At 68.1% G+C, this 26,267-nt stretch carries 26 protein-coding genes; 13 read left to right on the top strand and 13 right to left on the bottom strand.

All coding sequences use genetic code 11. The features are described 5' to 3' along the window. Position 1 precedes the first annotated feature (1 nt). The 4 genes from IB257_RS01030 to IB257_RS01015 form a co-directional block, all read right to left on the bottom strand. Positions 2 to 874 (bottom strand): branched-chain amino acid ABC transporter permease, encoded by an 873-nt coding sequence (locus tag IB257_RS01030; RefSeq protein WP_013393327.1) that lies wholly within the window; start codon positions 872 to 874, stop codon positions 2 to 4. Positions 875 to 876: 2 nt separating this feature from the next. Further along, on the bottom strand, positions 877 to 2,082 hold the full coding sequence (locus IB257_RS01025) for an ABC transporter substrate-binding protein (RefSeq protein ID WP_119449510.1): 1,206 nt from the start codon (positions 2,080 to 2,082) through the stop codon (positions 877 to 879). 17 nt (positions 2,083 to 2,099) lie between these two features. After that, entirely contained in the window at positions 2,100 to 2,897 is a 798-nt protein-coding gene (locus tag IB257_RS01020; RefSeq protein ID WP_054456615.1) for a GntR family transcriptional regulator, read from the bottom strand. A gap of 62 nt (positions 2,898 to 2,959) precedes the next feature. Next, positions 2,960 to 4,666 carry a sensor domain-containing diguanylate cyclase gene (locus IB257_RS01015; protein ID WP_192491735.1) on the bottom strand — a complete coding sequence of 569 codons (1,707 nt, stop codon included), beginning with the start codon at positions 4,664 to 4,666 and terminating at the stop codon, positions 2,960 to 2,962. A 117-nt stretch (positions 4,667 to 4,783) separates the two neighbouring features. On the opposite strand from IB257_RS01015, the gene IB257_RS01010 reads away from it, so the two are divergent. Together IB257_RS01010 and IB257_RS01005 are read left to right on the top strand one after the other, a co-directional pair. Further along, complete coding sequence (locus IB257_RS01010; protein WP_175182117.1) at positions 4,784 to 5,413, top strand: hypothetical protein; 630 nt, start codon at positions 4,784 to 4,786, stop codon at positions 5,411 to 5,413. Then, positions 5,406 to 6,512 (top strand): hypothetical protein, encoded by a 1,107-nt coding sequence (locus IB257_RS01005; RefSeq protein WP_192491734.1) that lies wholly within the window; start codon positions 5,406 to 5,408, stop codon positions 6,510 to 6,512. The genes IB257_RS01010 and IB257_RS01005 overlap by 8 nt, the downstream gene beginning before the upstream one ends. Positions 6,513 to 6,525: 13 nt before the next feature. On the opposite strand, the gene IB257_RS01000 is transcribed toward IB257_RS01005, so the two are convergent. After that, positions 6,526 to 7,062 (bottom strand): YaeQ family protein, encoded by a 537-nt coding sequence (locus IB257_RS01000; protein ID WP_119449507.1) that lies wholly within the window; start codon positions 7,060 to 7,062, stop codon positions 6,526 to 6,528. Positions 7,063 to 7,213: 151 nt separating this feature from the next. Between IB257_RS01000 and IB257_RS00995 the strand changes: the two genes are divergently transcribed. After that, entirely contained in the window at positions 7,214 to 7,855 is a 642-nt protein-coding gene (locus IB257_RS00995) for a LysE family translocator (protein WP_119449506.1), read from the top strand. 67 nt (positions 7,856 to 7,922) lie between these two features. On the opposite strand, the gene IB257_RS00990 is transcribed toward IB257_RS00995, so the two are convergent. From IB257_RS00990 to ggt, 5 genes are all read right to left on the bottom strand, one after another. Continuing rightward, positions 7,923 to 9,782: a dipeptide ABC transporter ATP-binding protein gene (locus tag IB257_RS00990; RefSeq protein ID WP_119449505.1), complete on the bottom strand. Its 1,860-nt coding sequence runs from the start codon at positions 9,780 to 9,782 to the stop codon at positions 7,923 to 7,925. Between the two features lie 17 nt (positions 9,783 to 9,799). Continuing rightward, positions 9,800 to 10,678 carry an ABC transporter permease gene (locus tag IB257_RS00985; RefSeq protein WP_054456608.1) on the bottom strand — a complete coding sequence of 293 codons (879 nt, stop codon included), beginning with the start codon at positions 10,676 to 10,678 and terminating at the stop codon, positions 9,800 to 9,802. Continuing rightward, positions 10,675 to 11,619: an ABC transporter permease gene (locus tag IB257_RS00980; protein ID WP_054456607.1), complete on the bottom strand. Its 945-nt coding sequence runs from the start codon at positions 11,617 to 11,619 to the stop codon at positions 10,675 to 10,677. Before IB257_RS00980 ends, IB257_RS00985 begins: the two co-directional genes overlap by 4 nt. Positions 11,620 to 11,745: 126 nt before the next feature. Then, positions 11,746 to 13,257 (bottom strand): ABC transporter substrate-binding protein, encoded by a 1,512-nt coding sequence (locus IB257_RS00975; RefSeq protein WP_175182115.1) that lies wholly within the window; start codon positions 13,255 to 13,257, stop codon positions 11,746 to 11,748. A 35-nt stretch (positions 13,258 to 13,292) separates the two neighbouring features. Further along, positions 13,293 to 14,921 (bottom strand): gamma-glutamyltransferase, encoded by a 1,629-nt coding sequence (ggt, locus tag IB257_RS00970; protein WP_054456605.1) that lies wholly within the window; start codon positions 14,919 to 14,921, stop codon positions 13,293 to 13,295. A 93-nt stretch (positions 14,922 to 15,014) separates the two neighbouring features. On the opposite strand from ggt, the gene IB257_RS00965 reads away from it, so the two are divergent. Beyond that, positions 15,015 to 15,917: a LysR family transcriptional regulator gene (locus IB257_RS00965; RefSeq protein WP_054456604.1), complete on the top strand. Its 903-nt coding sequence runs from the start codon at positions 15,015 to 15,017 to the stop codon at positions 15,915 to 15,917. A gap of 3 nt (positions 15,918 to 15,920) precedes the next feature. Here the strand turns inward: IB257_RS00965 and IB257_RS00960 are convergent, their stop codons facing one another. Genes IB257_RS00960 through IB257_RS00950 form a run of 3 tightly spaced genes read right to left on the bottom strand, consistent with a single transcriptional unit; the run spans position 15,921 to position 20,335 of the window. Next, positions 15,921 to 18,092, bottom strand: a complete 2,172-nt coding sequence (locus IB257_RS00960; RefSeq protein WP_192491733.1) for a phosphocholine-specific phospholipase C — start codon at positions 18,090 to 18,092, stop codon at positions 15,921 to 15,923. 35 nt (positions 18,093 to 18,127) lie between these two features. After that, the gene (locus IB257_RS00955; RefSeq protein ID WP_054456602.1) at positions 18,128 to 18,310 is read right to left on the bottom strand and encodes a hypothetical protein; all 183 of its coding nucleotides are present in this window, start codon (positions 18,308 to 18,310) and stop codon (positions 18,128 to 18,130) included. Positions 18,311 to 18,328: 18 nt separating this feature from the next. Then, positions 18,329 to 20,335, bottom strand: a complete 2,007-nt coding sequence (locus IB257_RS00950; RefSeq protein ID WP_192491732.1) for an alkaline phosphatase family protein — start codon at positions 20,333 to 20,335, stop codon at positions 18,329 to 18,331. 211 nt (positions 20,336 to 20,546) lie between these two features. On the opposite strand from IB257_RS00950, the gene IB257_RS00945 reads away from it, so the two are divergent. The 9 genes from IB257_RS00945 (at position 20,547) to gspN (ending at position 26,267) form a co-directional block, all read left to right on the top strand. Next, complete coding sequence (locus IB257_RS00945; RefSeq protein WP_192491731.1) at positions 20,547 to 20,981, top strand: general secretion pathway protein GspC; 435 nt, start codon at positions 20,547 to 20,549, stop codon at positions 20,979 to 20,981. 133 nt (positions 20,982 to 21,114) lie between these two features. After that, positions 21,115 to 21,543: a type II secretion system major pseudopilin GspG gene (gene gspG, locus IB257_RS00940; RefSeq protein WP_054456600.1), complete on the top strand. Its 429-nt coding sequence runs from the start codon at positions 21,115 to 21,117 to the stop codon at positions 21,541 to 21,543. Then, on the top strand, positions 21,515 to 22,003 hold the full coding sequence (gene gspH / locus IB257_RS00935) for a type II secretion system minor pseudopilin GspH (protein ID WP_175213208.1): 489 nt from the start codon (positions 21,515 to 21,517) through the stop codon (positions 22,001 to 22,003). The genes gspG and gspH overlap by 29 nt, the downstream gene beginning before the upstream one ends. Then, on the top strand, positions 21,990 to 22,391 hold the full coding sequence (gspI, locus tag IB257_RS00930) for a type II secretion system minor pseudopilin GspI (RefSeq protein ID WP_175163274.1): 402 nt from the start codon (positions 21,990 to 21,992) through the stop codon (positions 22,389 to 22,391). Before gspH ends, gspI begins: the two co-directional genes overlap by 14 nt. Positions 22,392 to 22,393: 2 nt before the next feature. Beyond that, positions 22,394 to 22,999: a type II secretion system protein J gene (locus IB257_RS00925; protein ID WP_192491730.1), complete on the top strand. Its 606-nt coding sequence runs from the start codon at positions 22,394 to 22,396 to the stop codon at positions 22,997 to 22,999. After that, positions 22,996 to 23,940 carry a type II secretion system minor pseudopilin GspK gene (gspK, locus tag IB257_RS00920; protein WP_175182102.1) on the top strand — a complete coding sequence of 315 codons (945 nt, stop codon included), beginning with the start codon at positions 22,996 to 22,998 and terminating at the stop codon, positions 23,938 to 23,940. The genes IB257_RS00925 and gspK overlap by 4 nt, the downstream gene beginning before the upstream one ends. Continuing rightward, entirely contained in the window at positions 23,919 to 24,929 is a 1,011-nt protein-coding gene (gene gspL, locus IB257_RS00915; protein WP_225588710.1) for a type II secretion system protein GspL, read from the top strand. Before gspK ends, gspL begins: the two co-directional genes overlap by 22 nt. Next, positions 24,926 to 25,513 carry a type II secretion system protein GspM gene (gspM, locus tag IB257_RS00910; RefSeq protein ID WP_192491729.1) on the top strand — a complete coding sequence of 196 codons (588 nt, stop codon included), beginning with the start codon at positions 24,926 to 24,928 and terminating at the stop codon, positions 25,511 to 25,513. The genes gspL and gspM overlap by 4 nt, the downstream gene beginning before the upstream one ends. A 1-nt stretch (position 25,514) precedes the next feature. Continuing rightward, complete coding sequence (gene gspN, locus IB257_RS00905) at positions 25,515 to 26,267, top strand: type II secretion system protein N (RefSeq protein ID WP_192491728.1); 753 nt, start codon at positions 25,515 to 25,517, stop codon at positions 26,265 to 26,267.

Raw genomic sequence — 26,267 nt, 5'->3', positions numbered from 1 at the left:
CTCAGCCCCTCGCCCCGAACAGCCCCTGCGGGCGAAACAGCAGCACCGCGATGAAGATCGCGAATATGCCCATCTGGCCCAGCGAGTCGCCCAGGAACAGGCCCCCGATGGACTCCACCACCCCGATCAGCAGGCCGCCGACCAGCGCGCCCACGAAGCTGCCCATGCCGCCGAGCACCACGATGGTGAAGGCCACCAGCACGAAGCCGCCGCCGACCTGCGGATTGACGTAGTAGGCCGGCAGCAGGAAGCAAGCCGCCGCGCCCAGGCAGGCCATGCCGATGCCGAACGACAATGCATAGACCTTTTCCACGTCTATGCCCATGAGCTTGGCGCCTTGCTTTTCCTTGGCCACCGCGCGGATCGCCCGGCCCAGGTCGGTGCTGCGGATGATCCAGAACAGCACCGCCGCCACCGCCAGCGCGCCACAGAAGGCGATGACCTTGGGCAAGGCGATCATGGCCGGCCCGATCTCCACGGTGGACAGCGTGTAGGCCGTGTCGATGGTGCGCGTATCCGACTTGAACCACACCAGCGCCAGGTTCTCCAGCACGATGGCCAGGCCCAGCGTCACCAGCAGGATGTTCTCGTCCTTGCCGTGGCTGGCGCGGTTGATCACGTAACGCTGCAAGGCGTAGCCCAGCGCGAACATGCCCGCCACCACCAGCGGCAAGGCGGCGTACGGGTCGATGCCCAGGCGGTCCTTCAGCAGATACACCGCGTACAGCGCCACCATCAGCGCCGCGCCATGGGCGAAGTTGATGATGTGCAGCACGCCGTAGATCAAGGTCAGGCCCAAGGCGATCAGCGCGTACACCGCGCCCGTGGTCAGGCCGTTGAGCACCGACGAAAAGAGGATGGCGGGATCGAGCACGCTCAGGCCTTCAGCGGAAAGATGGCGTCGGCCTGGCGGTAGTCGGCCGGGATGACGACCTTGATGTCGCCGCCGATGACCTGCGTCAGCAGGGGCTGCGCGCCGGTGTTCTGGCCGTTCACGAACTTGGTCGGGCCGTAGGGCATGATGTGGTCCGAGAAGGTGCTGGAAGCCAGCGCGTCGATGATGGCGGCGCGGTCGGCCGACTTGGCGCGTTCCAGCGCGTCGGCCAGCAGCAGCACCGAGGTGTAGGTCATGAAGACCTCGTAGCTGAAGTAGGCGCCCTTCTCTTCGACGCGCGCCTTCAACGGGGCCACGCGCGCATCCTTGGGGTTGAACCAGTGGTTGCAGTCGAGGATGCCATTGGCGATGTCGGGGAATTCCTTCAGGAACTTGTAGCTGGAGGCCGCGCCGCCCAGCACCGAGTAGATCGCCTTGGGCTGCACCTTCTGCTGCTTCATGGCGCGCAGCAGCAAGGCATATTCGTTGTAGTAGTTGGCCGGGATCACGATGTCCGGATTGAGGGACTTCATGCGCAGCACGATGTTGTTGAAGTCGCGGGTGGGGTTCGGGTGCTTGACCACGTCCTTGACCTCGAAGCCATGCTGCGGCAGCGCCTTGGACAGCAGCGCCGCGGTGCCGGTGCCGAACAGCGAATCCTCGTGCACGATCATCACGGTCTTGGCGGGCTTGCCTGCCGCGTCGTTGAGCGCGGCCAGGTCGGTGATGGCGCGTTCGCTACAGGCGCGATAGCCCGGGCCGAAACGGAAAGTGTTCTTCAGGCCGCGCTCGACGATCTGGTCGGCCACGCCCACGTCCACCACGTGCGGCAGGTTGTACTTGGCGGCGGTCTGCGTGGTGGCCAGGCAGATCGCCGACGCATAGGCCCCGACAATGGCCGACACGCCCGCCTCGTTCATTTTCTCGACCTCGGCCGACCCCGCCTCGGGGCGCGACTGCGCGTCGCCCAGCATGGCTTCCAGCGGCGCGCCGCCCAGCGACTTGATGCCGCCGGCCTTGTTGATGTCCTCGATCGCCAGCAGCGCGCCCAGGCGGCATTGCTGGCCCGAATAGGCCAGCGCCCCCGTCACCGGATGCAGGATGCCGACCTTGACGGGTTTGGCGCCCTGGGCGCGTACCACCCATGGCGCCGACACCAGGGCAGCTGCGGCGGCGGATTGATAGAGGAAAGTGCGGCGCGAATTCATGGGCGATCTCCGAGAGTTCAATGGAATTGGGCGGACAGCTCTTCGCTGACCCATACCTTGGCGTCGATGCTGCCGACGCGTGACAGCTGCAACTGGTACTGATAGCGATCGGGGCGATACAGGCCTTGCAGCAGCTGCACGGGCCGCTCGTTCACGTCGCGCACGATGCGCGTCACGGCCAGCAGCGCGGAGCCCACGGCCACGTCCAGATGGCGCGCCACCTGCGCATCGGCCAGCCGCGCCGAAATGGTCTGGGTAGCGCCGCCGAACTCCACGCCGGCCGCTTCCAGCAACATCAGCAGGGGTTCGCGCTCCAGGTCTTCGCGCGTGAAATCGGCCACGGCCTGCGGCACGTAGGTCGTGATGTGGGACAGCGGCCCGGCTTCGGTGCTGCGCACCCGCAGGCTCTTGTGCACGGGCGCGCCGGGCGCGAGGTCCAACGCTTCGGCCACCACGGGCGGCGCCGACACCAGGGCGCTGTCCAGCACCTGCACCGAGGTGCGCAGGCCCATGTTGACGATGTTTTCCAGCAGGCCGGTCAGATGGGCCTTCTGCGGCGGATTGGCCTTGGGCGCGCTGGCCGGAGTCGCCGGCGCGCGCAGCGGCCAGGTGCCCAGGCCGGGCCGGCGCGACACCAGCCCGTCGGCCACCAGCATCTCCATGGCCTTGCGGATGGTGATGCGGGCCACGTCGAACTGGTCGGCCAGCGCGTGCTCGCCTGGCACGCCGTCCTGATCGAAGCGCCCTTCCTGCACCTGTTCGCGCAGGACGAGGTAGATCTGGTGGTACTTCGGCAGAGGTAATGAGGTTCCCATGACGGGAACTCTAGGAGTGTCCTAATGTACCGTCAATGGAACAAATGGCTTTGAGGGTTGTTCTATCGGGAAAACACTGAGGGCGCGGATTCGATCCGGTTACGCCCGCGCTGCTTGGCGTAATACAGGGCGCGGTCGCTGCGGCTGAGCGCCAGTTCGGCGTCCGCGTCCATGGTGTGCATGGTCGAGATGCCGATGCTGACCGTCAGCGGAATATGACGGTCGTCGCCCAGCGAAAACGGCGCCGCCGCGATGCGCTGCTGCACCCGCGTGGCGAAGGCGTGCGCGCGCTCGATGTCGGTATCCGGCAGCACCACGGCGAATTCCTCGCCGCCGATGCGCCCCACCAGGTCGATCGCCCGCAGCTGGGCCCGCAGCGTGTTGGCGAAGTGCTGCAGCACGCCGTCGCCAATGGCGTGGCCCCAGGTGTCGTTGATGCGCTTGAAATGGTCCAGGTCACACATCAGCACGGCGGCGCAATCGCTGCCCTGGCGCTTGATCCGGGCCAGTTCCGCGGCGATGCGCGACATGAAGTGGCGGCGGTTCGGCAGCGTGGTCAGGGCGTCGGTCGCGGCGAGTTCACGCAGTTCGAAATCAGCGCGCTTGCGGTCGGTGATGTCGGTCACGAAGCCGTGCCAGACCACGGTGCCGTCGGCCGCCTTGCGCGGACTGGCGTCGCCCTGGCGCCAGCGCAGGCCCTGCTGCGGCAGGCACACCCGGAACTCCAGGTGCCAGGGCGTCTGCGCCGCGGCCGCGGCCTGCAGCGAGGCGTGGTAGGTCGCCAGGTCCTCGGGATGGACGCGCTGCTCGATCGCCGCGGGGCTGGTGCGCACCTCGTAAGGCGTGAGTTCGAACATGTCCCAGATGCCCGCGCTGACGTACAGGAAGCGCGACCCGCCTCCGGGCCGCTGGCCGCACTGGAATACCATGCCCGGCACGGCGTCGGTCAGGTTGACCAGCAGGTCCGCCGTGCGCCGCAGGCGCTCCGACATCGCGCGCATGGCGCTGATGTCAGTGGTGGTGCCCATCATGCGCAAGGCCCGCCCCTGCGCGTCGCGGCTGACGACCTTGCCGCGGCTGCAGATCCACTTGTAGCTGCCGTCCTTGCAGAGGATGCGGTGCTCGACCTCGTAGCTCTCGGTCTTGCCCTCGAAATGCGCCTGCATGGCGGCGCGCACATAGTCGGCATCGTCTGGGTGCAGGCGCTTGTAGGAGTCTTCGATGCGGTTGGTGACTTCGGATTCAGCGTAGCCCAGCAGGGCCTTCCAGCCCGGCGAATAGGTGATTTCGCCGGTTACGACGTTGCGATCCCAGATCCCCGTGCCGCTGCCTGCGATGGCCATGGAGAGGTTGCGCGCCTCGGTACGCCAGCCGTCTTCCGCCGCCCGCTCCGCCGCCAGGGCCTCGCGCTTCTCGACGGCCGCGACGGCCAGCTCGGCGAAATCGTGCAAGGCATCCAGGTCTTCGTCGCCGAAATCCCGCGGCTGGGCATGCAGCAGCCGGAACGTGCCCAGCCGGCGGCCATCGCTGGCGCGCAGCGGGCAATCCACGGAGAAAGGGAGCGTACCGGCCGCGGTTGCGGGCAAGGCGCCCGCCTGGGCCTGCCAGACGCCATCGGCGTCGCTGCAGGCGACCAGCGCCATGTCCACGCCGAACTGCCGCCTGGCCAAGCGGACGAGCCGGTCCAGGGGGCCGTCGAGCCCGGCTTGCACATTTTCCGCGCCGCCGGCCGGCGCGCTTGCAGGAGGAACGTCACCTGTTGCTGGCATGTCTGGACCTGACTCAACACGAGATTCATAAACATGGCCATGCCGGTGGCCATGTCTGACATTTTGTCACGCTCTGCACCAAAATAGCATCATTTTGAACGATATGATCACCGGCCTATGGAACACCCTACCCGCGTGCTGCAACGCGCCTGGCTACTGCTGCTGGCCTTGCTGATCACCCTTCACGGCGGCCTGGCCCACGCCCAGGCGTTCGATCGCCAGGCGGAGAACGCCCGTTACCGGCAATGGCTGGAAGACTTCCGCGCCGACCTCCAGCGTCTGCGGCAATCGCCCGATTCGGCAAAGGCCGACATCGACAGCCTGTTCGCGAAGACCATCGTGCCGGGTTCCCGCGGCACCCAGCTGGTCAGGACGCTGGCGCAGGCGCCGGGCGACTCCACCAGCGGCGAGATCCACTACGCAGGCTTGCAACGTGTCTTCCTGGCCGCCCTGGCCGACGCCGTGGTGGCGGGCGACGGCGGAGACTACCCGGAAACGCAGGCCAAGTATCAGAAACAAGTATTGCGCGTGCGTTACATGCACGTGGATGGCGGCGGCCGTCTGGAATCCTTTTTCAACGACCCCGAGCACTTCAAACCCTACCGCCTGCCCGCGCCCGGCACCCTGGAGCGCGACGCCTACCCCTTCCTGCTGTTCGAAGAACATGACGGCAAGCTGCGGCTGGGCGGCGTGTCCAAGGAATTCTGGGAGCTGGTGAGGTTCATGGATACGCTGCAATATGCCTAGGCGACTGGTCCTGCTGCTGGCGGCCATCGCGCACGCCGGCCCAGCCCTCGCGGCCTGCGGCCCGGCCGCCGTCGATTTCACCGCGCCCGTGCCGCTGAAGGCGGTTCCCGTCTCGGTCGGCCTGGGCGGCGACCGTGTCCTGCTGGGCCGACAGGGCGAACGCATTGCCGCCCGCAACCAACCGGTATGGGTCGACGAAACCGGCGATCCGCTGCCCCGGACCTGGATGGACAAGGTCGACTGGTCCGCTTACCGGCTGGACAACGTGTCTCGGGCGCCCGCCAGGCTGTATTTCGACGGCGATGGCCGGCTGTGCCGCGCGGAATCCTATGAACTTCCCCGGCGCGGCGACGGCCCACCCTTTCTGTCGGGCGGTTACACCCTGGAGTACGACGGCGCCGGCGCCCTGACGCGGGTGGTCGAGTACGAACAGACCGCGGTCCGCCGGCCCGCCACCTACGAGGCAAGCGGCCAGGCCTGCCTGAAACGCGATGCCCGGGGCGCGCTGACCGCCTTCACCAATGAGGCTTGCGAAGACAAGCAACAACCGGCCGCCGGCCGGTTCTATGCGCGCGACGCCGCGGGCCGCCTGCTGCGCGCCATCGATATCGCCGCGCAAGGCGGCGCGTTCCAGGTCCAGACCTATGATGCCCAGGGCAAGCCGGAACAACGTTATGTGCGCCGCCATTCCCCCGGGGATGGCGCCAGGTCCTACGCCCATGTCGCGCACGCCTCCCCTGACTCCCGCCCTTATCCGGTGCACCGGGAAGAGTTGAACCAGCTGTCCACCGAGGTGCCAGGCAATGACTGGCGCATCGTCAGCATCGCCGACGACGTGCCGCTGGACGACACGGACATGCAGTCCTGGAATCCGGACACGCAGACCATCCTGGCCCAGGGCGTGACCGATGCGCAAGGCCGCGCGCTGCTTGCGGCGGACGCGCAGGCGCGCGTCTGGCAGGCCATGCGCGACAAGCCTGGCAGGATCTTCTGGTACTCGGACTTGATGAGCCGGGTGCTGCTGCTGCCTGCGATGGACGAGGCCCGCTGGCGCGCCTGCGCCGATCCCGCGAATCAGGCCGCCGACGCCTGCGACTGAGGCGGCCGGGAGCCTAGCGCCAGGCTTCCGGTTCGACGCTGACCTCGCCCTTGTCGGCCGAAAAATACACCACGCCGTCCGAAATATTGGCATTCAGGCGCATGGTGCGCTCGGCCAGCTGGGCCAGCGCACGGGTCTGTTCCGAGGGCAGGTTCACGATCTTGAGGTTGCGCGTGCGTTCCAGCTTGTTCTTCACGCCGTCCCACCAGATCTTGCTGGCGGAACCACCGTAGCAATAGACGATGACTTCGTCGGCGCGGCCACAGGCGCGCAGGATGCGGCGTTCTTCGGGCTGACCGACTTCGATCCAGAGCTTGACCGCGCCGGTCAGGTCCTTGACCCACAGGTCGGGTTCGTCGGTGTCGCTCAGGCCTTTGGTGAAGGCCAGCTCTTCCTGCGCGTGCAGGGCGTAGGCGACCAGCCGCACCATCATGCGCTCGTCGGTTTCCGAGGGATGGCGGGCGACCGTCAGCGCGTGGCTGCCGTAGTAGTGGCGGTCGGTGTCGGCGACGTTGAGCTCGGCCTTGTAGATGGTGGCGCGCAGGGCCATGGCGTAAATCCGGTGAATGTAGCGAATTGCTGAAGGCCGCCATGATAACGCCTGCGGCGCTGCGGCACGTCCACAGACGGCTGCAGGCGCCGGCCCGGCGGCGCTACACTGAACGGCTCCGCTTCGCCGCGCCCGCCACCGGACCCCGCCCATGACCGCCACCGCCGCCCTGCTCGCCTTTACCCTGGCCGCCGCCATCCTGACCGTCACGCCCGGCATGGATACCGCCCTGGTGCTGCGCACCGCCGCCGTCGAGGGCGGCCGCCGCGCGCTCATGGCTGGCCTGGGTGTCGCCGCCGGATGCCTGGCGTGGGGCGTGGTGGCGGCATTCGGCCTGGGATCGCTGCTGCTGGTATCGACCCTGGCCTACGACACGCTGCGCATCTGCGCGGCCCTGTATCTGTTTTATCTGGGCGTGAAACTGCTGTGGGGCGCCCGGCCAGGCAAGCAGGCCGCACCCGATTCCGCGCCGCCCGCCCCCGCCGCGGCAGCCAGCGCTGGCGGCTGGTTCATGCGCGGCTGCCTGACCAATGCCCTCAATCCCAAGATCGGGATCTTCTACATCACCTTCCTGCCGCAGTTCATTCCCGCGGGCGCGGACGTGCTGCGCTTCAGCCTGCTGCTGGCAGGCATCCACGCGATGCTGGGGATACTGTGGTTTGGCGTGCTGGTGGCAGCGACGCGCCCGCTGGCGCGCTGGCTGTCGCGGCCGGCCGTGATGCGCGGCCTGGACCGCATGACGGGCGCGGTCTTCATCGCCTTCGGGCTGAAGCTGGCGCTGGAAAAGCGCTAGTTTCGGCCCCCCGCGCGCAGCGGGGGGATGCAAGCGGCCACCGGCTGCCAGCGGGCGGCCACCTGCCTCAATAGACCCCGATCGAATGGCGGGCCACGAAATGGCCCTCGCCCACGGCGACCAGCGGCTCGACCAGCGGATCATCTCCCAGCTTGCGCATCGGGCTGGGGATCTCGTCGACCAGCAGCGAGCGCTCGCGGTGGCGACGCTGCGGGTCGGCGATGGGCACCGCCGCCATCAACTTCTTGGTGTAGGGATGCTGCGGGTTCTCGAAGATGGCCCGGCGCGGGCCGATCTCGACGATCTGGCCCAGGTACATCACCGCCACCCGGTGGCTGACGCGCTCGACCACCGCCATGTCGTGCGAGATGAACAGGAACGACACGCCCAGCTCGCGCTGCAGGTCCAGCAACAAGTTGACGATCTGCGCCTGGATCGACACGTCCAGCGCCGACACGGATTCGTCGGCGATCACCACCTTGGGGTTCAGCGCCAGCGCGCGCGCGATGCAGATGCGCTGGCGCTGGCCGCCCGAGAACTCGTGCGGATAGCGGTCGATCATTTCCGGCAGCAGGCCGCACTTGTCCATCAGCCAGCGCACCCGGTCCTGGGCCGCCTTGCCGCGCGCCACGCCGTGGATCAGCAGCGGTTCCATGATGGAATAGCCCACCGTCATGCGCGGATCCAGCGAGGCGAACGGATCCTGGAAGATGAACTGGATGTGCTGACGCAGGGTCTGCATAGCACTGCCGCGCAGCGCGCCGATGTTCTTGCCGTCGAATTCGATGCTGCCGGCCTTGCTCTTGACTAGCTGCAGCAGCGAACGGCCGGTGGTGGTCTTGCCGCAGCCGGACTCGCCCACCAGCGACAGCGTCTCGCCCGGATACAGGTCGAAGCTGACCTTCTCCACGGCGTGCACGCGCTTCTGCACCCGTCCCAGGATGCCGCCGGTGATGTCGAAGCTGGTGGTCAGGTCGCGCACCTTCAGCACCGGGCCGTTCTCGCGGCGCACGGTGGACGCGGCCGCGACGGGCGCGGCGGCGGCTTGCGGTCGCGCCGTGGGGTCGTCCACGCGCAGCAGCGGGAACGGCGCGGGTTCATCCGTGCCCTGCATGGCGCCCAGCCGCGGCACCGCCGACAGCAGCGCGCGCGTATAGGCGTGCTGCGGGCGGGCGAAGACCTCGTCCGAGCTGCCCTCTTCGACCTTGTCGCCGCGGTACATGACCAGCACGCGGTCGGCGACTTCCGCCACCACGCCCATGTCGTGCGTGATGAAGATCACGCCCATGTCCATTTCTTCCTGCAACTGGCGGATCAGCTGCAGGATCTGGGCCTGGATGGTCACGTCCAGGGCCGTGGTCGGCTCGTCGGCGATCAGCAACTGGGGCTTGCACGACAGGGCCATGGCGATCATGACGCGCTGGCGCATGCCGCCCGACAACTGGTGCGGATAGCGGTCCAGGATGGCGCGGGCTTCGGGGATGCGCACCCGCTCCAGCATGCGCAGCGTCTCGGCGCGGGCCGCGGCGGCGTCCAGTCCCTGGTGCAGCTGCAGGGCTTCGGCAATCTGGTTGCCGGCCGTGAAACTGGGGTTCAGGGACGTCATGGGTTCCTGGAAGATCATCGCCACGTCCGCGCCGCGCACGCGCTGCAGCGTGCTGTCGGGCGCGTTGAGCAGATCCAGCACTTCGCCGCTGCGCCGGCGCAGCAACATGCCGCCATTGACGATCCGGCCACCGCCATACTCGACCAGGCGCATCAGCGCCAGCGAGGTCACCGACTTGCCCGAGCCGGATTCGCCCACGATGGCCAGGGTTTCGCCGCGGTCGACGTGGAAGGAGACTTTGCGCACCGCTTCCACGGTGCGCTCGGGGGTCTTGAAGCGCACGGTCAGGTCGTTGACCTGGACGACGCGCTTGGGGTCCATTGTTGTTGCCATGGTGATTACTTTTCCTGACGCGGATCGAGCGCGTCGCGCAGGCCGTCGCCCAGCAGATTGAAGCCCAGCACCACCAGGAAAATGGCCGATCCGGGGAAGATGGACATCCAGGGCGCCTGGGTCATGAAGTTCTTGGCGGTGTTCAGCATCGAGCCCCAGGACGGGTTCGGCGGCTGCAGGCCCAGGCCCAGGAACGACAGGCTGGCCTCGGCGATGATGGCCGTGGCGATGGTGATGGTGGCCTGCACGATCAGCGGCGGCATCACGTTGGGGAACACGTGCCGGCCGATGATGCGCAGGTCGGACGCGCCCAGGGCGCGCGCGCTCTGCACGTAATCCTCGTTCTTGACTGCGAGCACCTGTCCGCGCGTGAGGCGGATGAACTTGGGCGCGGCCGAGACGCCGATTGCGATCATGGCGTTGGTCAGGCTGGGGCCGAGAAAGGCGGCCAGCGCGATGGCCAGGATCAGGAAGGGAATGGCCAGCAGCGCCTCGGTGGCGCGGGAAATGATGCTGTCGGTCCAGCCGCCGAAATAGCCGGCGGCAAGACCGAAGGGCACGCCCACCGCCAGCGCGATCAGGACCGACACTAGGCCCGCCATCAGCGAGGCGCGGGCGCCATAGACCATGCGGCTGAAGATATCGCGGCCCAATTCATCCGTGCCCAGCCAGTAGGACGCCGAAGGCGCCTTGCGGATGGTGGTGAAGCTGGTCTGGAAGGGATCGTGGCTGGCGATCAGCGGCGCCAGGATGGCGATCACGACAAAGAACAGCACGATCCCCAGGCCCAGCATGGCGATGTGGTTGCGCTTGAATTTGCCCCAGGCGCGGTTGCGGCTGCGGGGCGGCGTGACGGCTGCGGCCGTTGCAGGAATTGCGCTCATGAGTGCCTCAGGCGGGGATTGACCAGGATGTACAGGATGTCGGCCAGCAGGTTCATGATGATGAAACCCACCGCCACGCAGAGCACCACGCCCTGCACCACCGCGTAGTCGCGCGTGAAGACCGCGTCGACCACCAGCTTGCCGAAGCCCGGGATCGTGAAGACCTGCTCGGTCAGCACGGCGCCCGCCAACAGTTCCCCGAACAGCAGCGTCACCAGCGTGACAATAGGCATCAGCGCATTGCGCAAGGCATGGCGCAGCACCACGCTGCGCGGAGATACGCCCTTGGCGCGGGCGGTACGCACATAATCGGCCGACAAGGCTTCCAGCATGGCCGAACGGGTATGGCGCATCAGATACGCGGCGATGGCCGTAGACAGCACCAGGGACGGCATCAGCATGGTCTTGATCGACAGCCAGAAGTCCTCGGACGGCGACACGTAGCCCGAGGCCGGCAGCAGCTTCCATTGCACCGACACCACCATGATGAGAATGATGCCAAGCCAGAAATTGGGGATGGACATGCCGGACAGCGCGGCGATGTTGGCGCCCATTTCGATGGGCTTGCCCTTGCGCACCGCGGCGACGATCCCCATGGGGATGCCTATCAGCAGCGCGAAGAACATGGCCATGGCGGCCAATTGCAGCGTGACCGGCAGCTTCTGGCCGATCAGCGTGGTGACGGGTACGTCGGTGCGCAGCGACTTGCCCAGGTCGCCTTGCACGACCTGCGCGGCCCAGGCGGCGTACTGCACGGGCAGCGGATCGTTGAGGCGGTACTTGTCCCGCAGGTAGTCCAGGACGGCGGGATCGCGCTCTTCGCCGGCCAGTGTCAGCACCGGGTCGCCGGGCAGGATTTTCTGCAGCATGAAGACGATCATCGACACCAGTATCAGTGTCGGTATCGCGACGAGCACGCGGCGCAAGATGAGTTTAAGCATATGAGAAACCGTAAGACAGGAACGGCGGACGGGACGCGCAGGATAAACCGCGCCCTGCCGCCGCAAACGACAACCGGACGCGCAAGGCGCGTCCGGCTGGCGCGGCGCTTGACTGCCGCGCCGCGATCACTTCTGCGCGTAGGTCACGCCTTTCAGGCGGATCATGCCGTCAGGATAAGGCGTGAAGCCCTTGACCTTCTTGGCCATGGCGAAGGGCCAGGGCTGGTAGTAGTTATACACCCCGGGCAATTCGTCCTGGATGATGGTCTGGGCCTGGTCGTAGATAGCGCGGCGCTTGGCCTCGTCGGGCACGGTGCGGGCCTCGTTCAGCAGCTTGTCCACTTCCGGGTTGCAGTAGTGGCCATCGTTCAGCGCGCCCTTGCAGGTGACGAAGGCGTGGATGTTGCCGTCCGGATCGACCCGGCCCGACCAGCCCAGCATCACGACCTGGAAGTTGCCGCCGGCCGATTCCTTTTGCAGCGCGGCGTACTCGGTCGGGCGCAGCGACAGGTCGAAGCCCGCCTCGGACGCCATGGCCTGCACGATCTCGGCGATCGAGGACGTGGTGGTGTTGTTGCCGAACATGACCTCGGCCTTCACGCGGTCAAAGCCCGCCTGCTTGAGCAGCGCCTTGGCCTTGGCGACGTCGCGCTTGGTCGGCGGGAACTTGTCGCTGTGGTAGGGGCTGGCGGGCGGGAACGGCTGCTGCGCCGGATCGAAGATGCCGCCGCCGGCCACTTCGCTGATGGCGTTGCGGTCGATGGCGTACTGGAACGCCTGGCGCACCAGCTTGTTCTTGAACGGATTGTCCTCGGCGCGCTTGCCGTTGGCGACGTTGAACATGAACTGCTGGAAGCCCAGGCCGGCCACCGGCGCGAAGGTCAGGCTGGCGTCGCTCTTGACCTGCGGCACGTCGGAGGGATTCAGGCGCTCCAGCATGTCCAGGTCGCCCGCGCGCAGGTTGGACAGGCGCACGGTGGTGTCCGGGATCGGCAGGAAGGTCACGCGCTTGAAGGCGAAATCCTTGGCGTCGTAGTACTGGTCGAATTTCTCCAGCACGATGCGGTCGTTCTGGATGCGTTCGACGAACTTGTAGGGACCGGAACACACGGGCTTGCGGCCCACGGCGGCCACGTCGTCGCTGAAGGTCTTGGGCGACAGCATCATGCCGGCGCGGTCGGACAGCTGCGCCAGCAGGGTGGCGTCGGGCTTTTTCAGCGTCAGCACCAGCGTCGTGGCATCAGGCGCGTCGACCTTTTCGACCGAGGCCAGTTCGCCCTTGCGCAGGCTGTCCGGCAGGGACATGGCGCGTTCCAGGTTGGCCTTGGCCGCGGCGGCATCGAACTTGGAGCCGTCATGGAACAGCGCGTCCTCGCGCAGCTTGAAGGTCAGCACCTTGTTGTCGGGGCTGAACGACCACGAGGTGGCCAGTTGCGGCACGAAGTGCAGCTTGGGATCGATGTCGATCAGCTTGTCGCACAGCGAGGTGAAGACGATGCGGCCCACGTACGTGCGCGCCCGGTGCGGGTCCAGCACGTCCGGATCTTCCTGCAGGCCGATCCGGATGTTCTGGGCGGAAGCCGCGCCCGCGGCCAGCGCCAGCAGGCTGGCGCCGAAGGTCAAGGTCAAGCGTTTCATTATTTAGATTCCCCTTGTGGCTGCGCTATTGCGTATTAGAAGCCGACCGCCTGACCGTCGCGCCGGCTGTCGCTGGCGGCGACGTAGCCAAGCTCGTTGTCGTTTTCGGACATGCGCCAGATGAACTGGCCCGCGCCGAAATCCATGTACGGATCGTCGACCGACTTCAAAGCATGCCCGAGGTCTTTCAGGCCCGCAATGGTGGAAGCCTTCATATTGGTCTCGATGTCCAGCGTGAAATCGCGGTTGACCTTCCAGCGCGGCGCGCAGCAGGCGGCCTGCGGATTCTGGTGATAGTCCAGCATGCGCACCACTGTCTGCATGTGGCCTTGCGGTTGCATGTCGCCGCCCATCACGCCAAAGCTCATGACCGGCTTGCCGCCGCGGGTCAGGAAGCCCGGGATGATGGTGTGGAACGGACGCTTGCCGCCTTCGACCACGTTGGCCGACTTCGGATCCATCGAGAAGCCCACGCCGCGGTTCTGCATGCTGATGCCGGTGCCCGGCACCACCACGCCCGAGCCGAAGCCCATGTAGTTGGACTGGATGAACGAGATCATCATGCCGTTTTCATCGGCAGCGGTCAGGTAGATGGTGCCGCCGGCGTGCGGACGGCCCGCCTCGAAATGGGTGGCGCGGTCCAGGCGGATGAGCTTGGCGCGGCTGTCCAGGTAGGCGTCGGACAGCATCTGTTCCGGCGTCACCTGCATGGAACGCGGGTCCGCCACGTACTTGTACAGGTCGGCGAAGGCCAGCTTCATGGCTTCGATCTGGATGTGCTGCGACTGTACCGAGTCCACCGGAATGTCGGCCATGTCGAAGCGCTCGACGATGCCCAGCGCGATCAGCGCGGCGATGCCCTGCCCGTTCGGCGGGATCTCGTGCAGCTCGTAGCCGCGGTAGGACTTGGAAATGGGCTTGACCCATTCCGGGCGGTAGTTGCGCAGGTCTTCCAGGGTCATGGCGCCACCGCATTCCTGGCTGAAGGCGGCGATGCGCTCGGCCAGTTCGCCTTCGTAGAAGTCGCGGCCCTTGGAAGCGGCGATGCGGCGCAGCGTGTTGGCGGCGTCCGGGAAGCGGAAGTGTTCGCCGACCTTGGGCGCGCGGCCCTCGGGCAGGAAGGCCTGGGCATAGCCCGGTTGCGATTTGAGCTCTTCGGCGGCTGCGGCCCACTTGTGCGCCACCACCGGCGGCACGGCGTAGCCGCGCTCGGCGATCTCGATGGCGGGTTCGAACAATTGCTCGAACGGCAGCTTGCCCAGTTTTTCATGCAGCGCGGCCCAGCCGGCCACCACGCCCGGCACCGTCACGGCGTCCCAGCCGCGCTTGGGCTGGATCGCCAGGCCGTCGGCGCCCACGCCGTGCTTGCGCTTGAAGTATTCGGTGCTCCAGGCCGCGGGGGCCACGCCCGAGGAGTTCAGGCCGTGCAATTCCTTGCCGTCCCAGACGATGGCGAAACAGTCGCCGCCCAGGCCGCAGGACACGGGTTCGACCAGGACGATGGTGGCGGCCGCAGCGATGGCGGCGTCCACGGCATTGCCGCCCTTGAGCAGCATGCGCAACCCTGCCTGCGCCGCCAGCGGATGCGACGTGGACACCACGTTGCGGGCGAACAGCGGAATGCGGACGGAAGGATACGGGTTGCCCCAGTCGAAGGATTTCATGTGGCTAGTCTCATAACGGGTAAGCGGCCGAAGTTACTCCCGTGGTTTAATTAAATCAATTTGAAATTTTGTTCCGTCATAAAAGAGATTTTTGTGAGTACCATCCGTTTTCTGCGCACTTTCCTGGCGGTCGCGCACCACGGTTCCTTCTCCGAAGCGGCCGAACAGGTGGCGCTGACCCAGGCCGCGGTCAGCTTCCAGATGCGCTCCCTGGAAACGGAACTGGGCCGCGAACTCTTCGACCGCAGCGGACGGCTCGCCATCCTGAATGCCGCCGGCCGGGAATTATTGCCGGAAATCAAGCACTTGCTGGATCTTTACGACCGCATGCGGCTGCCGCGCACCGTGCCCGGCGAGCTGGCCGGGTCGGTCGCCGTGGGCAGCATCGTGTCGTGCATGGGGACCCTGTCCAAGGTCGTGTCGGGCATGAAGAAGCAGCACCCCAAGCTGGACGTGCGCATCCTGTCGGGCAAGGCCAGCGAGCTGGCGGGCAAGGTCGAGGACGGCGAGCTGGACGCGGCCTTCCTGGTGGAGGCCGGGCGCAAGATGGCCAGCACCCGCTGGACCGCGCTATATGAAGAGCAGCTGGTCGTCATCGCGCCGCGCTCGGCGCCGGGCGAAGACGCGCGCCAGGTACTGGCGCAGAACCCCTTCCTGCGCTTTGACCGCACCCAGCGCACCGGCCTGCAAATAGACCGGCTGCTGCGCCGCCTGGCGGTGCCGCTGAACGAATACCTGGAACTCAACGCCATCGAGACCCTGGTCGAGCTGGTGCGCCAGGAGGTCGGCGTGACGTTGCTGCCGCTGATCAACGGCTCCAACTGGCAGCACAGCCCGGAACTGCGGATTCTGACCCTGCCCCAGGACCTGGGACCGATGGCGCGCGCCATCGGCATGCTGGAGCGGCGCGAGCATGCGCGCCAGGGCATCACGGCGGCGATCTGCGAGGCCTGCGCCCAGGCGTTCCAGGCGCGCGAACCGCAGACCGCCGCCTGAGACTTACAGCCCCATCGCCGGGTCCGTCACCGACGGGCGGCCGGTTTCCACGCGGCCGGCAAAGCGGCGCAGATAGGCAGGGTCTTCGGCCAGGCGCACGGTGAAGTCGTACCAGCCCTGGCTGCCTTCCAGCGCCCAGTGCTGTTCGACCTGGCCGCCCGCGGGCACCGTGAACTTCCAGCGCTCGTGGTTGGCGTAGTAGGCGTTGGGCGCGACTTCGAAGGTGCAGGGATTCTTGCCGCCATTGATGAAGCTGACGTAGACGTCGCCCTTGGCGATTTCGTAGCAGACGCGGATCTCCGGCGCCAGCGCCGACGTGCGGGCCTGGGCCAGGTCGCCCGCGAAATGGCGGTGGTAGCCGTTGGGGCCCAGCACCCACAGGTCGTACTTGCCGCCGTCGGCCGCCGTGTCCCAGTTGCCTTCCAGCTGCTTGTCCGGCTCTACCGTGTAGCGGCGCGGCAGGCGGTCCAGGAGCAGGCGGTCATAGACGTGGAACACCGCCGCCTGCTTGCCCGTATTGGAAAACACCAGGCGCATGGCGCCCGTGTCCGGCTGGGCGCGTGCGCTGGTGTGCAGTTCGTAGGGCAAGGCGCGGGAATAGCGCACGCCCTGCTCCTGCACCGGCTTGGCCTGGGTGCTGGGATCGGGCAGCGGCACGGCCTTCAGCGCTTCCTGCGCGCTGCGCTCGCTGTCCGAACCCGCGCGGGTCAGCAGGTTCAGGTCGGGCAGCTTTTCGTTGTTGGGCGTGGCGAAGTTGAAGGCCGAAGTCAGGTCGCCCAGCACCGCGCGGCGCCAGGGGCTGATGTTGTCCTCGGCCACGCCGAAGCGGGCTTCCAGGAAGCGCAGCACCGAAGTGTGGTCGAATGCCTGCGAGTTGACCCAGCCGCCGCGGCTCCACGGCGACACCACGTACATGGGGACGCGCGGGCCCGGGCCGTAGACGCGGTCGTCGGCGGCGTCCTGGGCGGAGGCATGGGTATGGCGCTCCAGGTCGGTGTTGACGGTGGAGGCGCCGGCCATCGAGCCGTCCGGGTTCAGCGAGGGCGCGGCGGGCGGCGGCAGGTGGTCGAAATAGCCGTCGTTCTCGTCGAAGTTGATGAGCAGCACGGTCTTGCTCCAGACCTCGGGGTTGGCCGTCAGCGCGTCCAGCGTTTCCTGGATGTACCAGGCGCCCTGGATCGGGCTGGACGGGCCGGGGTGCTCGGAATACGTGGCGGGCGCCACGATCCACGACACCTGCGGCAGCGTGCCATTGACGGCGTCCTCGCGCAGCGCCTTCAGGAAGCCGCCGTCGGGCATGGTGTTGGCCGTGCCCTTGTACAGCGGGTTGGCGGCGTCCATGGACGGCGTCCAGGCCGGATACGGCGCGCCGTTGGCGCTGTTGCCGGCCAGCTCGTTGGCGCGGCGGTATTGCTTGAAGCCGGCCAGCGGGTTGTCGCCGAAGTTTTCGGGCAGGTTCTGGTAGACCTTCCAGCTGACGCCGGCTTCCTGCAGGCGTTCGGGATAGGTCTTCCAGGTCCAGCCGGTGGACGAGGCGCCCAGGCTGTCCCACTGGTTGCGGGTCGAGGGGCCGTTGCCCAGGGCCAGCGGATCGTTGGTGCCAGTCCAGTGGAACAGGCGGTTGGTGTTGGTGCCGCCGTGGGTAGAACAGTGATAGGCGTCGCACAGCGTGAAGGCTTCGGCCAGCGCGAACTGGAACTCCACCTCTTTCTTCTTGTAGTAGCCCATGGACTGGTTCTGCTTGTAGCGCGGCCAGTGGTCCATGCGGCCGCCGTCCCAGGCCATTTGCGCGTCCACGTAGTCGTGCGGCGTGCCGGCCACGCGCTGGGCGTTGCCCTGGCTGCTGTCCAGGTGATACGGCATCACCACGCGGGTGCCGTTGCTCTGCTCCCAGACCGAGCGCTTTTCAGGCAGCGGAATGGTGATGCGGTCGCCGAAGCCGCGCACGCCCTTGAAGGTGCCGAAGTACATATCGAAGGAGCGGTTTTCCTGCATCAGGATGACCACGTGCTCGACGTCGTTGATGGTGCCGGTGCGGTTGTTGGCGGGGATGGCCAGCGCGCGGCGGATCGCCGGCGGGAACATCGACAGCGCGGTCAGGCCTGCGGTCGAGGCGGCGGCGTTGCGCAGGAAGCGGCGCTTGCCGGCGTGGACCTGGTCTTTATCGAACGTCACGGATTCTATTCCTATGGATCTGGAGGGAGCGCCGCTCAAGGCGCGCAACGCAATTCGGGTTTGACGGGCTCGGGCTTCGGCGTTTCGGGCTGGCCGGTGCCGGGGTCCTTGCCACCGTCGTCGTCGCCGTCATCGCCGCCGCAGGCAGCCAGCGTGGCGCTCAGCATCAGCACCGCGCCCAGGCGCAGGAAACCGCGCAAGATCATGGACATGCTCATTTTTTTATCCTCGGTACATCAGGGAAACAGTTCGGAAACGGACTTGCCGGACAGGGCGAGCGACTTCACTTCAGCTTCGGTGAGCGCGCGCGACCAGTACGCCAGGTCGTCGAAATACATCGTGTAGGGACCCTTGGTGCCGGCGCAGCAGACGCCATAGGTGCCGCGTCCGTCTTCGTTCAGGCCCAGGTGCGGCCCGTAGACGCCAGCGATCTTGGTCAGGTCGACCGAGCCCGTGCCGATGGTGCGCTGCGAGAAGCCCAGTTCGCTGTCGTAGACGGAGGCCGTCAGGGTCTTGGCCGTCTTGTTCACGGTCATCGCAACGTAGACCGGCTTGTTCGGGGTGAACTTGACGTTGTTGATGTCGACACGCGAGCCGCCGCCAGCCAGGTTGAAATACAGCACCGGACCTGCCCACTGCGCGATGGTGATGCCAGGGTTGCCGCCGGAGTTGTAGTCCTTGTTGCCCAGGATGGACCGGTCGTTGGCGGTGCCGTCGGACTGGTACCAGAAGCCGATGGTGAAGGCCTGGGCCGCGTCCAGCATGCCTGCCGGATAGTCCAGCTTGAAGCCGCCCAGGGCCGCCGCGCTGCGGTCGTTCTTGAACATCTTGCCGAACACGCCCGTGTCGGCATAGGCCGGCGCCTGCGTGCCGTCGAACGGCGTGATGGCTCCGCCGCCCGCGGCGATGTCGGTCATATTGCCTTCGAACGGGAACAGCATCGTCAGGCCAGTGCGCAGCGAAGCCAGCAACGGCAGCGGCTTGGTGTAGGCCACGGTGGTGCGCGCGGCGCTGACCGCGCTGCCGACCGCCACGCTGTAGTTCAAGGTGTGCACGCCCTCGGTGTCGAACTTGAAGCCCTTGTCCACATACTCGGCGACCGTGCCGGCCACGCGTGCGATCTCCACGCCGTCGCGGCTGACCACGATGTCGCCGGCCGGCTCGCCCACGCGCACCCAGCTCAGCGTCACGCTCTTGTTGTCGGTCGAGGTGCGGGCCGCGGTGTGGCGCAGTGCCAGCTTGCCGGCAAGCGAGGTGCCCGCCATGTCGTACTTGGCGGCGGCAGGCAGGACCTTCAGGTGGTCCAGCACCGTCGGCGCCACATCGGCCGCGCTGGGCAGCGCGTACCAGTTGTTGTCCCACAGGCCGTCGAACGACGCGTCGTCGGCGCTGCCGCCCAGCAGCGCAGGCTGGTTGGCGGCCAACAGGATGGTCTTGTTTGAGGACATGGGACGGCCGTCGCTGGCGCCGGTCTTGCCCAGGCCGTGGCTGGAAGCCACGATCACCAGCCACTTCTCGCCGGGGTGCTCCGCCTTGCGGTCGGCGATCTGCTTGGTCAGCGCGCCGATGGCGGCGTCGGCCTGCCGGATCGCGCTGTCATAGGCCGAGCCGAAGCCGTTCTCCGAGGCAATCCGTTCCGGCGCGCCGAACTGCGCCACCACCACGTCATAGCCTTCGGTGATGCGGTCGCGCGCCTGGGCGGCGACGCAATCGTCCGCGCCGGCGCAGTCGGTCAGCGACTGCAGATAGCCCGCGTCGCGCTGGCCGGCGATAAGGCCGGCCACCACGGTCGAATTGAAGGCGGCGGCGGTGCGCGCTTCGGGGCGCGCCTGCTTGATGCGCTGGAACAGGGTCGGCGATTGCAGTGTTTCGCCCTGCACGCTGTAGCGCACGCCGTGCTGGTCGGCCCATTGCCCGGTCAGCAGCGTCGCCCAGCCCGGCGCCAGCAACGTGGGCTGCTGCGTGGGCGCGTCCGTCACGCCGCCGGTCCAGGCGCGCGTGGCGTTGAGCTGCGCGAGGTTCGGCAAGGCCTTGTCGGCCACGCCGCGGCGCATCGCGTCATAGGTCAGGCCGTCGACGCCGATGAACAGCACCTTGTCGGCGGGCGTCGGGTCCGGCTGGGTCACAGGCGGCTGGGTCGGCGGCGCGTCGGTGTCGTCGTCATCGTCGCTGCCGCCGCAGCCCGCCAGGGCACTGGTCGCCAGCAGGGCCGCGCACCATCTTCTCCAATTCAATGCTTGCATGCTTCTCTTCTCTAGTCATGAACAGGGTTTTATGCAGGGCCACATGATGGCCAGCCAAGGTGAAAGCCCCGTGAAGCAAAGAAGAGAAACCTTGATCGACGGATCAGGATTCTTTTGCGCGCAGCCATGGCGCAGGCGCCGCGCATCGCGGGCTTGTCATGTGCGGCGGCTATAGTCGGCGCGGTCTCAACCCGCCACGCACGTTCAATCCATGCCCCTGTTCCTGCGCCCGACCCTGCCCGCCGCATTCCGCATACTCGCCGTGCTGGCCCTGGCCGCCGGCCTGGGCGTATGGGCGTCGATCCTGCTTGCGCCCAAGGCGGGCGCCCTACCTCCGGCGGTGTCGGCGCAAGCGCCGCGCGCTGCCGACAACACGCCCGTGGCGTTGTGGTTCGGCAAGGACGAGGCCATGCGCACACAGATCACCGTGCTGGGCGTGATCGCCGCAGGCGCCGATGGCGCCGCCGTGCTCAGCATCGACGGCGGCCCGCCGCTGGCCTGGCGCACGGGCGGCGAAGTGGCCCCCGGCATCGTGCTGCGCGAAGTCGCCGCGGACGCGGTGACGGTGGAACAGGCTGGGCGCGCCAGCCGCCTGCCGGCCCCGGCCGCCCTGCCCGCTCCCGCCGGCATATTGCGCGAAAAGTGAGCCGCACCGCAGGCGCTGCGACGCGCGCCCCGGGCGCAGACCGGACCTGCCCGCATTTGGCCGCGCCGTCACTATTGCTGTCATATTTCATGTCCACAATCCTCCGCTCCTACTGAAAGACCGGAGTCATCAAGTGCGTCAGTTACCGCGCGGGCTTGCCCGCCAGCAAGGTTTCACCCTCATCGAGATCATGGTGGTGATTGTGATCATGGGGATACTTGCGGCGCTGATCGTCCCCCGCGTGCTGGATCGTCCCGACCAGGCCCGCCAGGTCGCCGCGCGCCAGGACATCGCCGGCATCATGCAGGCGTTGAAGCTGTACCGCCTGGACAATGGCCGCTACCCCAGCACTGCGCAGGGCTTGCGCGCGCTGGTGCAGAAGCCCGAAGGCGTGAACAACTGGCGCGGGTACCTGGACAAGCTGCCCAACGATCCCTGGGGCCATCCCTACCAATACCTGAGCCCTGGCGTCAAAGGCGATATCGACGTGTTCTCGTTCGGCGCCGACAACAAGCCCGGCGGAGAGAGCGGCGATGCCGACATCGGCTCCTGGGAACTCTGAACGCGGCTTCACGCTGGTCGAAGTCCTGGTGGTGCTGGTGATCGTGGCGATCGCGGCCAGCATGGTGAGCCTGTCCGTGGGCCGCGGCGAGAACCGCTTGCGCGGCGACGCCCTGCGCCTGGCCGACGCCTTCACCGTGGCCCAGAGCGAGGCCCGCAGCGACGGCCGTCCCATCCGCTGGCTCGCCAACGGCCAGGGCTGGTCGTTCGAACGCCAGGGGCGGCTGCCAGGCCCGAACGCCGAGGAAGACAGGCCGCTGCCGCCGGACCGGCTGGAGCGCGACGAGGTGCTGCGCCCGCAATCCTGGTCGGCGGCGCCGGTGGCGCTACGGCTCGATCCGGACCGGCCGCTGGTGTTCAACACGGAATGGGTCGCCGCGCCGGTCACGCTGACACTGAGCGCGGGCGATGCCCGCGTCACCTTGCAGCGCGACGCCGCGGGCCGCTATGAAATTCAATGAACCGCCCCGCCCGCCCGATCGGCAGCGCGGGTTCACGCTGATCGAAGTGCTGGTGGCCCTGGCCATCATCGCCGTCGCCATGGGCGCCGCCCTGCGCGCGACCGGCGTCATGGCGGAAAACAACCGCGCCCTGCAGGACAAGACGCTGGCGCTGCTGGCTGCGCAGAACGCGCTGGCCCAGTTGCGGCTGGAACAAGCGCTGCCGCGCGCAGGCACGCGCAGCGCGCCCTGTGCTCAGGGCGGCCGGGCTTTGCAGTGCGAAATGGAGTTTACGAATTCGATGAACCGCAGCTTCCGCCAGGTGTCGATCAGGGTGCGCGACGCCGGCGCCGCGCAGGCGGACGCCGTACTGCTGCAGCTGGATGGCCTCTTGTCCAGCCTGAGATAGCCATGCGCCGCCCTCCCCGATCCCAAGCCGGCTTCACGCTGATCGAAGTGCTGGTGGCCCTGGCGCTGATGGCGCTGGTCAGCCTGATGGCCTGGCGCGGCCTGGCCAGCGTGTCCGGCGCGCGCGAGCGGATCGAGGAACAGGCCGAGGACATCGACGCCATCGTCCGCACACTGGGCCAGATGGCGCGCGATGTGGAGCTGTCCTACACCGGACCCGGCTTCGAGCCGGCGGGTCTGGACGCGCAGGCCTACACCAGCGGCCTGCGCCTGCTGCGCCGTGCAGGCGGCGGGCCCGTGTTCGAGATCCTGCGCCCCGACCCTGACGACAACGGCCTGTGGCAGCGCGTGCAATGGCAGGTGCGCAAGGACGGCCTGTGGCGCGCCAGCGGGCCATCGGCGGCGCGCAGTCCGCTGCCCGCGGCGGACAACGGCATCCTCCTGCTGCCCGGCACGCGAGCCTTGACGCTGCGCGCCTGGGTGCCGGGTACCGGTTGGGTGAATGGCGAAGGCAATCAGGCCGCCGCTCCGACCGGCCTGGAGATCGTGCTGGAACGCGGCGCCCCGGGATCCCCCGAGCGCTATACCCGCGTGCTGGAGCTGCCATGAGACGCCCGAGTAACGCAGAACGCGGCGCAGCGGTCATCAGCGCGCTCATCATTGTCGCCATCGTCGCGGCCTTGACCACCGGCCTGTTCCAGCGCCAGACCGCCAGCACGCGGCGCGTGGAAAACGAGATGGCGCGGGTGCAGGCGCGCGCCATGCTGGCGGGCGGCATAGACTGGGCCCGCCTGATCGTGCGCGACCACAGCAAGCGCGAATCCATCACCCGCGGCGACCAGATCTGGGCCACCCCGGTGCTCGACACGCGCATCGAACGCCCCGGCGACGAACGCGTCGCGGTGTTCTCCGGCCGCGTGCAGGACGAACAAGGCAAGTACAACCTCTATAACCTGGCGAACAATGGCGTGCCGCAGCCCGAGCAGGAACGGGTGCTGCGCCGGCTGCTGAACACGCTGCAACTGCCCGACACCTTGGCCGCGCGCATGGTGGACATCATGTCGGCCGCGCAGCCCGTGGCGCCGCCGGCGGATGCGCCGGCGGCGCCGCCAGGACGGCCCGCGCCCGACGCCCGCGCCCCTTTGCCGCGCGGCGTGGACGAAGTGGCGGCCCTGCTGGCGCTGGAGCCGTCGGCTCGCAACGAGCTGCGCCGCACGATGACGGTGCTGCCCGTTTCCACCAGCGTCAACGTCAACACCGCGCCCGCGGAGGTGCTTGCGGCACTGGTGCCCGGCCTGTCGCTCAGCCAGGCGCGTTCCATGGCGGGCGAGCGCGACCGCGGCAACTGGTTCAACAATTCCGGCGATTTCGCCAATCGTCTGGCGGGCGCGGGGGTCAAAGCGCCTGCGCCCGCCGTCGCCACCACCAGCGGCTGGTTCCTGGCCAGCGGCACCGTGGCCTATGAGCGGGCGCGCATCTCCATGCAGGCGCTGCTGCGCAGTTCACCGCCCGCCGCCCCAGACACCTTATGGACCAGAGAAATACCTTGAAGAACATCCTGCGCATCGCGCTGCCGCCGCTGGACGAGTTCGGCGCCGGCTCTCTCCTGCCCTATGCCTGGTTCGACCGGCGCGGCCGCTGCGCCCGCCAGGGCGAGCTCGCGCTTGAGGCGCTGGGCCATGCCTATCCCCACGCCGCCTGCGAAGCCGTGCTGCATCCCGCCGACGTGATCGCCGCCAGCGTGCAGATCCCCGCGGTGGCGCGCGCCCGATTTGCCGCCGCGGTGCACAGCGCCCTGGAACCGCTGGTGCTCAGCGACCTGGACGCGCTGGCCATCGGCCACGGCCCGCGCTCGACCGACGGCACGGTGCCGCTGGCCTGGGCCGCGCGCGAACCCGTGCGCCGCGGCTGGAGCCTGCTGAATGCGCAGGGCTTGCGCACGCAGGCGCTCATCGCGCCGCAAGCGCTGGGGGCCGAAACCACGGCGCCATTGCGCGACTTTGCCGATCCTCGCTGGCAGGCGCCCTCGCCTTCGTGGTCGCTGGCCATGCCCCAGCTGGCGCCGGCCCGCGTCTCGGCTTGGCGCCCCGCCTGGCGCTGGGGCGCGGCCGCGGCAGTGGTCTGGATAGGCGGGCTGAACCTGTACGCCTCGCAATTGCAAGCCGAAGCCGACGCGTTGCGCAACGGCATGCACGCGCAGGTCCTGGCCGCGTTCCCCGACCTGCCGGTGGTCCTGGATCCGCCGCGCCAGGCGCAGCAAGGCCTGGACGCGCTGCAGGCGAACCGCGGCGCGGCCAATGCCGCCGACTTCCTGCCCCTGGCGCGCGCCGCGGCCCAGGCCCTGCCCTTCGCCGCCGACAAGGTAGCCCGCCTGGGCTACGCCGAACAGGCGCTGACGCTGCAACTGGCGGATGCCGGCGAGCAGTCGCAACGCGTGGCTGAGACGCCCGCGCTGATCCAGCAAGCCGCGGCCCTGGGCCTGAAGCTCGAACGCGGCGACAACGACACCACCTGGCGCATCGTGCGCGCGCAACCATGAAACTCCCGCAAGCCCTGCATGCGGCCAGACAGTCGCTGGCCAAGACCCTGACTCCCGCGCTGGCGCGCGCCGGACTACGCTACCAGGCGCTGGCGCCGCGCGAGCGCCGGCTGGTGACCGCGGCTGCCCTGCTGCTGGGCGGCGCGCTGGTCTTCGTGACCCTGATCGAACCGCCCCTGAACACGCTGCGCAAACTGCAAACGGAATTGCCCGCGCTGCGCGGCCAGGCGGCCACGGTCGCGGACCTGACCGCCCAAGCCACGGCGTTGCGGCGTAAATCCGCGGCGCCCGCCGGCGCCATGCCCAGCGCCGCGGAAATCGGCGCCTCGCTGGAGCGCGCCGGACTCGCCGCGGAACAGTGGGCGCTGGGCGAGCCCGAACACGGCCCGGGCGTGCTGCTGACGCTGAAGCAGGCGCCCTCTTCGGCCTTGCTGCGCTGGCTCGACGGAGCAGCGCGCGATTGGGGCCTGGCGGTCAAGGAAGTGCAGCTCACCCGTGCCGCCAATGTCAACGGGCGGCCGCTGCCCGGCCTGGTCAATGGCAAGGTGAGCCTGATGGCGCCGCAAGCTTCGGAGCGTGGCTGAGATGTCCGGCTTCCCGCTTTCCAAACGTTCCGCCGCCCTGCTCCTGGCCGGCGCCGTCTGCGCCGCCGCGGCCGCCGTCACCGTGCTGCCCGCGCGCTGGCTGCTGGCCCTGCTGCCGGACAAGGCGCCGGTCACGTTGGCCGACGCCAGCGGCACCTTGTGGCGCGGCAGCGCCTGGATCGCGCTGGGCCCGCCTGGCGCGCGCCGCATGCTGCCGCAACCGGTGCAATGGCAATGGCGCTGGGACGTGCTCGCTCTGGATATCTCCCACCCCTGGCTGCAAGGTCCCTTGCGCGCCACGCCCGGCTGGAACGGCGTGTCCGTGCCGGCCCAGTCGCTGCGCGCGCCCGCCTCCATCCTGTCCGCGCTGGGCGCGCCGTGGAACACCATTGCCCCCCAGGGCACGCTGGAAGTCCGCTGGCAGCCGCTGCGGCTGGGCGCGCCCCTGCCCGCCGGCCCCTTGGCCGAACTGCGCTGGCGCAACGCCAGCACTGCGCTGACGCCGGTGGCGCCCGTGGGCTCGTATCTGTTGCGGGTACAAGGCGGCAAGTCTGGCGCCACGCTGGCGTTGAGCACGGAAAGCGGCCTGCTGGACGTCAGCGGCCAGGGCAGCGCGGGCGGGCGCGGCGGCCTGAAGTTCCAGGGCCAGGCAACCTATGCCGGCGCCGCGCGCGAGGCGGATCGGGCGGCGCTGGACGGACTGTTGTCGGCGCTGGGACGGCGTTCGGGGGATGTGGCGTCGTTCGGCACCTAG

It is taken from the genome of Achromobacter sp. ACM03 (assembly GCF_014851665.1).
In the GTDB taxonomy this organism is placed as follows: Bacteria; Pseudomonadota; Gammaproteobacteria; order Burkholderiales; family Burkholderiaceae_B; genus Achromobacter; species Achromobacter aegrifaciens.
Note: the sequence above shows the minus strand (reverse complement) of the source record. Positions and strands in the feature narration are given on the sequence as shown.

Excerpts from the sequence above, each read along its gene's own strand:
- IB257_RS01025 (WP_119449510.1), bottom strand. The coding sequence starts at position 2,082 with ATGAATTCGCGCCGCACTTTCCTCTATCAATCCGCCGCCGCAGCTGCC.
- IB257_RS01020 (WP_054456615.1), bottom strand. The coding sequence starts at position 2,897 with ATGGGAACCTCATTACCTCTGCCGAAGTACCACCAGATCTACCTCGTC.
- IB257_RS01015 (WP_192491735.1), bottom strand. The coding sequence starts at position 4,666 with ATGCCAGCAACAGGTGACGTTCCTCCTGCAAGCGCGCCGGCCGGCGGC.
- IB257_RS01010 (WP_175182117.1), top strand. The coding sequence starts at position 4,784 with ATGGAACACCCTACCCGCGTGCTGCAACGCGCCTGGCTACTGCTGCTG.
- IB257_RS01005 (WP_192491734.1), top strand. The coding sequence starts at position 5,406 with ATGCCTAGGCGACTGGTCCTGCTGCTGGCGGCCATCGCGCACGCCGGC.
- IB257_RS01000 (WP_119449507.1), bottom strand. The coding sequence starts at position 7,062 with ATGGCCCTGCGCGCCACCATCTACAAGGCCGAGCTCAACGTCGCCGAC.
- IB257_RS00995 (WP_119449506.1), top strand. The coding sequence starts at position 7,214 with ATGACCGCCACCGCCGCCCTGCTCGCCTTTACCCTGGCCGCCGCCATC.
- IB257_RS00990 (WP_119449505.1), bottom strand. The coding sequence starts at position 9,782 with ATGGACCCCAAGCGCGTCGTCCAGGTCAACGACCTGACCGTGCGCTTC.
- IB257_RS00985 (WP_054456608.1), bottom strand. The coding sequence starts at position 10,678 with ATGAGCGCAATTCCTGCAACGGCCGCAGCCGTCACGCCGCCCCGCAGC.
- IB257_RS00980 (WP_054456607.1), bottom strand. The coding sequence starts at position 11,619 with ATGCTTAAACTCATCTTGCGCCGCGTGCTCGTCGCGATACCGACACTG.
- IB257_RS00975 (WP_175182115.1), bottom strand. The coding sequence starts at position 13,257 with ATGAAACGCTTGACCTTGACCTTCGGCGCCAGCCTGCTGGCGCTGGCC.
- ggt (WP_054456605.1), bottom strand. The coding sequence starts at position 14,921 with ATGAAATCCTTCGACTGGGGCAACCCGTATCCTTCCGTCCGCATTCCG.
- IB257_RS00955 (WP_054456602.1), bottom strand. The coding sequence starts at position 18,310 with ATGAGCATGTCCATGATCTTGCGCGGTTTCCTGCGCCTGGGCGCGGTG.
- IB257_RS00950 (WP_192491732.1), bottom strand. The coding sequence starts at position 20,335 with ATGCAAGCATTGAATTGGAGAAGATGGTGCGCGGCCCTGCTGGCGACC.
- IB257_RS00945 (WP_192491731.1), top strand. The coding sequence starts at position 20,547 with ATGCCCCTGTTCCTGCGCCCGACCCTGCCCGCCGCATTCCGCATACTC.
- gspH (WP_175213208.1), top strand. The coding sequence starts at position 21,515 with ATGCCGACATCGGCTCCTGGGAACTCTGAACGCGGCTTCACGCTGGTC.
- gspI (WP_175163274.1), top strand. The coding sequence starts at position 21,990 with ATGAAATTCAATGAACCGCCCCGCCCGCCCGATCGGCAGCGCGGGTTC.
- IB257_RS00925 (WP_192491730.1), top strand. The coding sequence starts at position 22,394 with ATGCGCCGCCCTCCCCGATCCCAAGCCGGCTTCACGCTGATCGAAGTG.
- gspK (WP_175182102.1), top strand. The coding sequence starts at position 22,996 with ATGAGACGCCCGAGTAACGCAGAACGCGGCGCAGCGGTCATCAGCGCG.
- gspL (WP_225588710.1), top strand. The coding sequence starts at position 23,919 with ATGGACCAGAGAAATACCTTGAAGAACATCCTGCGCATCGCGCTGCCG.
- gspM (WP_192491729.1), top strand. The coding sequence starts at position 24,926 with ATGAAACTCCCGCAAGCCCTGCATGCGGCCAGACAGTCGCTGGCCAAG.
- gspN (WP_192491728.1), top strand. The coding sequence starts at position 25,515 with ATGTCCGGCTTCCCGCTTTCCAAACGTTCCGCCGCCCTGCTCCTGGCC.